The 9,148-nt window shown below is 37.2% G+C and carries 5 protein-coding genes and 1 pseudogene; 1 reads left to right on the top strand and 5 read right to left on the bottom strand.

The genetic code is table 11. The annotated features are described in order from the left end of the window. Positions 1-234: 234 nt before the first annotated feature. Positions 235-1,293 (top strand): annotated as a pseudogene (locus tag B2X72_RS26615) (IS3 family transposase). A 432-nt stretch (positions 1,294-1,725) separates the two neighbouring features. Here B2X72_RS26615 and B2X72_RS05415 read toward each other — a convergent pair. The 5 genes from B2X72_RS05415 to B2X72_RS05395 form a co-directional block, all read right to left on the bottom strand. Beyond that, a complete protein-coding gene (locus B2X72_RS05415) occupies positions 1,726-2,355 on the bottom strand; it encodes a hypothetical protein (protein ID WP_286848487.1) in 630 nt (209 codons plus the stop codon). Between the two features lie 17 nt (positions 2,356-2,372). Continuing rightward, a complete protein-coding gene (locus B2X72_RS05410; RefSeq protein ID WP_286848486.1) occupies positions 2,373-4,535 on the bottom strand; it encodes a DEAD/DEAH box helicase in 2,163 nt (720 codons plus the stop codon). A 1-nt stretch (position 4,536) separates the two neighbouring features. Beyond that, positions 4,537-5,850 (bottom strand): ATP-binding protein, encoded by a 1,314-nt coding sequence (locus tag B2X72_RS05405; protein WP_286848485.1) that lies wholly within the window; start codon positions 5,848-5,850, stop codon positions 4,537-4,539. Then, a complete protein-coding gene (locus B2X72_RS05400; protein WP_286848484.1) occupies positions 5,847-8,129 on the bottom strand; it encodes a tellurite resistance TerB C-terminal domain-containing protein in 2,283 nt (760 codons plus the stop codon). The genes B2X72_RS05405 and B2X72_RS05400 overlap by 4 nt, the downstream gene beginning before the upstream one ends. Positions 8,130-8,326: 197 nt before the next feature. Further along, positions 8,327-9,148: DNA translocase FtsK (locus tag B2X72_RS05395; protein ID WP_286848483.1), on the bottom strand; the 822-nt coding region annotated here is incomplete at its 5' end.

The raw sequence follows: 9,148 nt of genomic DNA, 5'->3' as shown, positions 1-9,148 counted from the left end.
ATTTATTTAGGACAGATGTGTAATTGTGTTTATTAATTTAATTGAAAAATAGACTGATTTTGTTTTTTTATAATGTTATAATTGTTTATTTAAATTTAGTATTTTTTTTCTGAATTTTAAAATCGTTTTAGTGTAAATATTTTTAATGTCATATGACCTCTTCCCATAAAACAGTACATTTTAAAAGTAGAGAATTCGGGTGTGAATTACTAATTTTAAATAGGAGGAAAAACGATGAATATATCAAAGTTTACCCAGGCACAGATCGCCTTCGGGCTACGTCAGTCCGAGACCGGTACCCGTGTGGAATAGACATGTCGGCAAATGGGAGTCTCCCAGGCAACATTTTTCAATTGAAAGAGAAAATACGGCGGTCTGGGCATTCCAGAGTTGCGCAAATTGCGGCAGCTGGAAGAGGAGAACGCCCAGCTAAAAAAGGTGGTCGCTGATTTAAGTTTGGACAAACAGATGCTACAGGATATGATGAAAAAAAGTTGTGAAACCGGCTTACAAAAAAGAAATGGCCTATTGGATGGTTAGCAATTATCGGATATCAACCCAACGGGCCTGTCGATGTGTATGCCTTGCCAGGTCGATGTACTATTATATCCATTACCGACATCGGCAAGATAGTTTGCTAAAAATGCGGATGAATGAAATAGCCCACTCACGTATCCTTTATGGCTTCGGACGTATATTTGTTCTGCTTCGACGGGAAGGTTTTACCGATAACCATAAACGTGTTTACTGTATTTATAAGGCTTGCGGACTAAACCTACGTGCCAAGCGGCCAAAACGACGCCGTAGTGCTGCTCATCGGTTAGACCGACTGCAACTACAGCTATAAACCGGGTATGGAGCATGGATTTCTTACAGGATGCGTTGTTTAACGGCGAACGTTTTCGCATCTTAGCTATAGTGGATAATTGTAGTAAAATCTGCCACGGACTACTGGTGGGAAAGTCTTTAAAAGGTGCCGATGTAGTAAATGAACTGACCAAAGCCTGCCTGATGGAAGGATGTTTCCCTGAAAGAATTCAGTGTGATAATGGCAGTGAGTTTATATCAAAAGATGTAGATAGGTGGGCTTACGAAAATCAGGCAAGACTGGATTTCTCCAGACCCGGAAAACCTACTTACAACCTATATGTTGAGTCTTTCAATGGCAAATTCAGAGACGAATGTTTGTCATTAAATTGGTTTCTGTCACTTGAAGATGCAAGGCACAAGATTGAGAATTTCAGGTGGGAATACAATTATTACAAGACAAGACATTACGCCAACGCACGATAATTTTGATAACAACGAAACTTGGTATTCGATTCAATCAATTCTTGTTGCAGCAGGAAATGTTTCCAAAATTCTATGGCCAAGTCAAAAATACAAAATTCGTGGACAAAAGCTTAGAGAATTGCTAGGAGTTGAGAATAATAATCCTCTTTCTAGCAGGAAATTCCGTAATCATTTCGACATTATGATGAACGTATTAAAGAATAGTTTGAAAATAGTTCACAGGGTTCATATATCGATTTGGCGATGAATCCATCTTTAAGGAATCATCATTTCGGTATGCCCGCTTTAAATACTCTTAGAGGGTACAATTCATTTAATAATTCAGTCGTATTCTGTAGTGAAACTCTTTATTTAGACGAAATTTTGAGCGCGCTTGACACTCTCTTTAAAACATGTAAGTCATTCTAATTTTGATACGTTGAATTTACCGATCTACCTAAAATACTTTATCTCTATAAGTCGTCTATGCTCTGGGAATCGCCCTTCACGTCTCCATCTTGCAAGACCAATATTATCAAAAACGATATCGTTGTCTTTATTATATACCCAATCGAAATTCAATTGATCCAAAATAGGTAAGTTTCGATTGTGAATAATAGATGGTCGTTCTTTTCGGTTATTTTTAGAAAATTCAGCACCATTATTTAACAACTCGTCGATTTGAGCAATTACTAGATTGCAATTATCATAAAATTCCATTATGCCTTCGTAGGTATCAATTTGAGGTATATCAACTTTTTCTAGGGTCTTTATATTCTTTATGATTTCAATACTCGGAATCTCGGACTTATAAAAATTACATCCTCGAACTAATTTGCTTAGAGCCGATATATTATAAATGGCTCCGTTGAAGTCGTTAATTATATCATCTAAAATCAAGGCCTCAATGCCAGATTTTATGCTTAACGCTAAATGTTTGCTGTTTGTGCAGACTGCAAAACTTTTATTATACTTTGCGTTACAATAATAATCAAATTTTACACTTTTAAGGTCTTTGATTTTTAAAGCTATAGTCGAGCTATCAGTATCAATCTCTACAAGAATAACGTGCGAAATAATCATAACAGTCAAGCTTTAATTTATGCGTCTAAAGCAAAGTTTGCGATATCGACATCATCAGTATTAGCATACATCCATCGAACAGAATTTATAAATTTCAATGCCCCATCGAAGTCATATCTTCGACTTTTTAAAAGCTCTATCTGTTTATCTTTTGGAAGTAGTATAGCCCATTTTGCAAAACTTAATATAGCAGGATTGGTATCAATCCGAAATGCTAAATGTTGATCCAAATCCTGAAATACGGCAAGCAGCTTTGGTGCAGACCATTCAAATCCTTGCTCTTTATCTATTTCAATAGATGCTGATGCGTCTTGATGCCGGAATTCTAAGCCTGCAGCTGATAAAATAAATTTTAAGGTATCAAATATCTTTGACCCCTGGAAGGTATAAAATTTATAGGAATTTTCTCCGACAAACAGCGGACGGTCATCTTCCAAACTCTCAATGAGAATATCTTTAAACACCTGCCGCATATCATCCAATACCGCACAGCATTGCTCATCAAGCTCAGGATGTATGGATGAAGTCATCAGCAATTCGAGCATTTTTTGCCTCACTAATGGATGTGTATTGCCGGGCTCACCACCAAAGATCGGAGGCTTGCCATCGTTCGTAGGTTTTACAAATATTTTCCTGCTTCTAAAGTCTATATCAACCACTTTCCAGATCTTTGCGGCCAACAAAATGTTGTCTTCGATCATGATCGGAGAGGAGGAGGGTAGATCTCCAATAGATTTGCCATCATGTAGTACTTTAAAATGTATTTCAGTTGCAAATACAGAATAGAAATCTCGCGAATTGACAATTCGCTCGCCTTCGAGTCCTATGATGACCTCTTTACCTAACTGTTCGAGCATATCGGTTTCGATCAGATGGCTTAAAATATCATCAAACTCTTCGGACGTAATATCCTTAAATGCAAAGTTTTGCTCGAGCTCGGTTTTTAAAATCGATATGGGTAAGCCGCTATATTGCTTGACTACTGCCAATAGTTGATGTGCAAATAAATCAAAGGGTTTTAAAGCTACGAATGGCGGTTCGATGAATTCCTGTTTATAAAGTTCCCAGCAGGCTAATGATTGTAACAGGCTCCATTTTCCAGTTGCATATAACAACAAAGAACTTGCTTGTCCATCCTTCCGCCCACTTCTACCTACTCGCTGTATAAGGGAGGCAATAGAATGCGTAGCATCGATCTGAACTACTTTTTCTACGCTACCAATATCGATACCAAGCTCTAGCGTTGAGGTACAGGAAATCACAAATGGGTGATATTTATTTGTTTTGGCAAAATGTTCAATCCATTCCCTAAGCTCACGATCGACTGATGAATAATGAGAGTAATATGACGTATGTCCATTTACTTTTTCAGCAATCCTTTTTAGTTTGACGGCTACTTCTTCGGCCCGTCCACGGCTATTTGGAAATACCAAAACTTTACTGTTGTAGGTTTCTTTGTAAAGATCTTTTAGCAATTCCAAAGATAGTTGATTTGCCCCGCTCTCAAAATAACGGAAAGACGTAACCATGCTTTTAGCGGTCCGGTCCCGTAGTACAACCGTAGCATCTGGCCGACCGGTCATACGTTTGGCTTCTTCGAAATCGCCCAAAGTCGCTGATAAACCGACGATAGCAGGTGTCACCTTAGCGGACTTTTGAATTCGGTGCAATATCGATTTCAACTGAATCCCTCTGTCTGTGCCTATAAACGAATGAATCTCATCAATAACTATGTATTTCAGATCGTTAAATAATATGCTAACGTTTTGAGGTTTATTGACTAACATCGCTTCTAAAGACTCTGGAGTAATCAATACGACACCGTTCGGCTCTTTAATCAGATGCTCTTTCGCCGTTCGATTCGCTTCGCCGTGCCATTTTGTTACCTTAATATCTAGATAACTACACAGATCCTCTACACGCACAAATTGATCGTTGATCAATGCGATCAACGGAGAAATGTAAAGGACTTGAACGCTCTTGCTCCGCGCACTTATTTTAGATAGGATAGGGAGGAAGGCTGCCTCCGTTTTACCAGAGGCCGTTCTACTTGCCAATATGACATTGCTATCGCTTTTCATGATTTTTTCGATAGCAGCAGCTTGTATTGGTCTAAGACTTTCCCAACGCTTATCTTTTACATAACGTCTAATCGGTTCAGAGAGCAGTTCAAATGCCATATTATAGTTCTTCTATACTGTCTAATAATACATCAACTGGGCGTTCATCTTTGATCTGAATATCGCTGAACAGCGCGGCTTTATCCAGTTGCGGATTTTGACGTAGGATACTCAAAATATTCAGGAAATCACGTATTACTTCCCTCGGCGTTAAAAACTCACTTGCACCAGGTTTGTTATATATTTCCTCCATAAAATTTTGGATCTCGTTATCGGAAATATCAATTTCCAATTTATAATGAAATTCAAAAACTTCTTTGAGTTTTTTAAGCAATACAAATATCTCGTTATGATCAATCGGCATTAATCGGATCACAGGCTGTGCGAAATCACGAATTTGAAGGGTCTCAAACTTATTTGTTTCTAACCTTGATTTCAATGCTTGGTAGCTAAATAAACCACGACGTTCATTCTCCAAAAATTCACGTGTGCCTGCTATATTGATAAACAAGTTACTTACTTTACCTTGGAAACAATCGTTATAAATCGTCAGGATTTTTTCGTAGTTCTTTTCACGCATCGTCGATGTCGAGATCTTATAAAGATTGATGGCTTCATCGAGATTGAGCATAAAACCACTGTAACCCATACTGACAAATAGTGCTGTGAAATTTTTGAGCATGTCGTAGAAGTTCAAATCGTTAATCACTTCACGGACCCCAAGGTCTTGTCGAGCCTCAGTCTTCGTTTTATATTGGCCTTTTAACCATCTTAATGCATTTCTTTTCAGTAGCTCGTCATCATTGATATATCCTTCGTAATATTTCATGATTACACTCGCAAAGTCAAATCCACCAACATCAGTCAGTTCATTGATTGACTGCATAATTTTGTTTTTTACGAGGTTCAAATACTGTTCTTCCCGTATTTGGACAAGAGAGAGGTTATTTTCCACTGCCGTAGTAGCGACCACCTGTTCAATCCATTTTTCCAGTAGCGTTGCTAAAGCGCCACCTTCTGGTTTTGTTTGTATGGCAATATTATCCATGATAGCTGTATAAAGCACGAGCGCTTTCCCATCATTTGAATATAGGCGATTATCCGGTGTGAAGTCTGCTGTTGACACCACAAACTTCTGTTTCAATGCTACCGTATTGAGCAGGTGGAGCATAAAGGATTTTCCTGATCCAAAGTCACCTATCCAGAATTTAACCATGCTATGGCCATTTTTTACATCGTCTAGTGCTTTGATGAATGCATCCACTTCATCCGAACGTCCTACTGTAATATGTTGTACCCCGATTCTTGGCACTACACCGCTAAGTAATGAATTAATAATAGCGGTGGCTTCTTTAGGTTTTACTGCTAGTTTCATGCTTTAATAATCATTTTATAATAATCCTCATTCATGTCCAAATATTCTTCGTCACGCTCTTCGATCAGCGTATCATCTAAAATTTCATAACAGATCTCGTTAATATCGTTGATCATAGGGCCAGACCTTAACCCTCTCGTTTTACAAAAATTCGCTAGGTATTCTTGAGTCAGTTCAAAACTATTTGCTGTAAATAAACCGATCAATTCGCGTTGATCTAATGAGAGATCAATCTCGTCAACAAATAAGTTGTTGGGATCAGATTCAATCTCGGTAGATTCTACTTCCGTCTTCGAGCTTTCAACTTCGCTGCTATTTACAACTGGTACATTCTCTACGACTTCTTCCTCATCTTGAAGATAGTTGTTTAGGAGCTCAACGGTATTTTTATCCTGTTCCTGAACTGTTTTGATTGCTTCGATATTCAATTCTATTTTTCTTCGGATTGGAGCATATATAGAATCTACCTTTTCAATTGCTGTACCGAGATTGCGATCTTCTTTTAATTGTTGTATAATCTCGTTAAAAGCCTGTTCGTGGTGATCATTTTTAAAAAGTGCCTTGTGAATTGTTTTTGTGAGCTGTTTGTCGTCAATTTTATCAGATTGGAGATCAGCGTACAGGTAATGCAAGTAAAGCCTTATGGCTTCATTTTTATCTATGGTATATGCTATTTTACACGCTTCATAGTAAATGTTTTCCGCAGAAGGGTTTAGTTGATTCTGCTCAAAAAGCGTATGGATTTTCTGTCCAAACTCGACTATATTTTCTTGGTTTACATCATGCTTTAAAATATCAAATTTGGATTTCCAACGCGTTGTATTCATCCTATTTAATTCGATCTCAGTCGCTAGATCTGGATCTTTGATGGAGGACTTTAGGCCTTCCAAAATCGTATTCACAGCAGAGCCTACTCGATCCTCGAAAATATCGCTTAGACCAGTAAAAGTTTGAGCAAATTCACCAGATACTTTTCGTTTATGTCCCCAATTTTCCCTTACTAAAATCTCGGCTCTTTTGAATATTGTGTAATACACTTGCTGCGAGATTATGTCATTTACATATTTTTGATTATAATAACTATCAAACATCCAAGCACCTTCCTTCGTTACTCTTGAGATTTTGCGCGCACTTTCAACAAGGTTTTCGATTTCCTTTTTCAGGTTAGAATCTTTTTTTGTGAGGTTAGCTCTTAATTTTTTTTCACAACTGAGAAAGAGGGTAATCGTCTCTATACAGCATCCCTCAACTTCTAGAAAAACATTATTTACTCCATTTAGCTTATTGATTAGACTCACTTGAGCTTTTGAGAGTCCCATTTTATCTTTATAACGCTTGCCGAGTAAATAGTCGTCATAGTTATAATTATTCTCAAACCCTTCCGAATAGCTGTGTTGGATTGGTTGTGCGCTTGGCCTTTCCTCTGGAACTGCAAAAAGATTAGAACTATCCAATTTTGCTAATACTTCTTCGATATTTAAAGAAGGTTCAAAATAGGTAATTGTGCTAGTATCTATATTATAGGTTTGAGTTGATATAATTTCTTCCTGATGACCCGTAACGTCAATAATATCATTGGGTGTTTCGTCCGATATATTTTTCGCATTTAAAGAATCCAATATAGACGTAATCTCACGTTGTTGCTCTTTTTCAGCTTTACTATCTTCTATTTGAATGGGAGTTTCTACTTTGGAAGGTTTATCATCAGCGGTTTCCTCGTCGCTTTTTATTGCTTGTGGTTTAGGTAATGGTTGGATTGTTGATATCACGTTATTCATAACAACATTCTTGTTATCTTGTAAGATTGCAGTAGCGGACTTCTCTTCACTAAATCTAGGAATGGGAGGTGCTGGCGATGATACAGGCAGTTTTTGAATCGTATCAATCACTATCCTATAGGCTTTACATACATTCTCGCTATTGTATTGACGATTTCTTAATAGCCTTAAAGTAAGGTTGTAAAGCAGTTGAGATCCATCTCTATGATTAAAATGGATTTTAAGATCATAGTTTTCCTTGATGGAAAGTTTACGTAAAGCAAGGGCAGCAATTTCAAAAAAGTTTGGTGGCCACAATTCATACTTACCATGGTGCTTGATTAAATATTTACGCCAACCCTCACTATAGTAGAAGTTTGCGTTCTTCATTTCCGCTGCAGTTGGCTGCTCTTGAGGCTTTGGCGGAGCATAATATTGCTGCTGTTGATTCTTTTTATTTTTTTTACTTGAGGCAGCTATAGCAATCACAATAAAAATCAAAATTATAAAAAAGGTTCCCATTAACTTTTTATACCGAATGTCTGAAATTATACTGGCAATGAGGTTTTTAAACTATGTCAGTAAGGTTAATAATCCTATTTTCTAATTTATCAATGTTTTTCTATAAAAGCAATGTTTACGCATTATTAACAGATAATTTGTTGTAACAAAAATAGCGTCTTATAATTGGTAATATTTACGGTTTACCGTAACAGAGTTTACTGTTTGCCCATCCAATAGAAAAAAGCAAGTATAACAACTACAATAAGGAGGAATACGAATACTTTACCCTTATTTTTTTTAGAAACAATTGGTTTATTCTTAGGGTAAATGGGCTCGCGCTTTAAATCGTCAATTTTGTTCATAGACAATTCAGGTTCGATGGGTGTATTTAAAATCTTTTTTGAATTATTGTATAAACTTGGAGGAGTATATTCTAAGTTATTATGTGTCGCAAGTTTTTCTAAGTATTGTTCCAGCGCATATTCGTCTGGAAATAAAACTTCTCTCGGTTTACTTCCTTCAAATGGACCAATTATTCCTGCAGCTTCTAGCTGGTCTATTATGCGACCAGAACGGTTGTATCCAAGCTTTAATTTACGTTGTATTAATGATGTAGATCCTTGCTGGTACATCACAATCAATCGAGCAGCTTCTTCAAAGAATTGATCCTTATCTTTTGGATCAAATACCACCGGTATATTTTCGGCAAAGCGATATTCAGGTAGGAGGTAAGGAGAAGGATACCCGCGCTGGCTTCCAATGTACTCACAGATTGATGATAAGTATAGGTAATCCAAATAAGGTTGATGGCCTTTCATGAGTTTTTCACCACGTTCGTAGACTAACTGTCCCGAGGACGTTAGTTTTTCCGCACCGATACGGTCCAATATCTTTTTAGATTCATTTTGGGACATGAGTTTCATACCAATTCTGAAACTAAAGTTAGCGCGCAACTGTGGCGAAATATTTCTAGCCATTATTTGGCTTGTTACAGCCAATAGATAGATTCCTGTATACAAGTTTTTTTGCGTCAATAC

This window comes from Sphingobacterium sp. UBA7253 (assembly GCF_002472745.1).
Taxonomy (GTDB): Bacteria; Bacteroidota; Bacteroidia; order Sphingobacteriales; family Sphingobacteriaceae; genus Sphingobacterium; species Sphingobacterium siyangense.
This window is presented reverse-complemented; position numbering and strand designations above follow the sequence as displayed.

Coding starts and splice junctions, on each gene's coding strand:
- B2X72_RS05415 (WP_286848487.1), bottom strand. CDS start 2,355: ATGATTATTTCGCACGTTATTCTTGTAGAGATTGATACTGATAGCTCG.
- B2X72_RS05410 (WP_286848486.1), bottom strand. CDS start 4,535: ATGGCATTTGAACTGCTCTCTGAACCGATTAGACGTTATGTAAAAGAT.
- B2X72_RS05405 (WP_286848485.1), bottom strand. CDS start 5,850: ATGAAACTAGCAGTAAAACCTAAAGAAGCCACCGCTATTATTAATTCA.
- B2X72_RS05400 (WP_286848484.1), bottom strand. CDS start 8,129: ATGGGAACCTTTTTTATAATTTTGATTTTTATTGTGATTGCTATAGCT.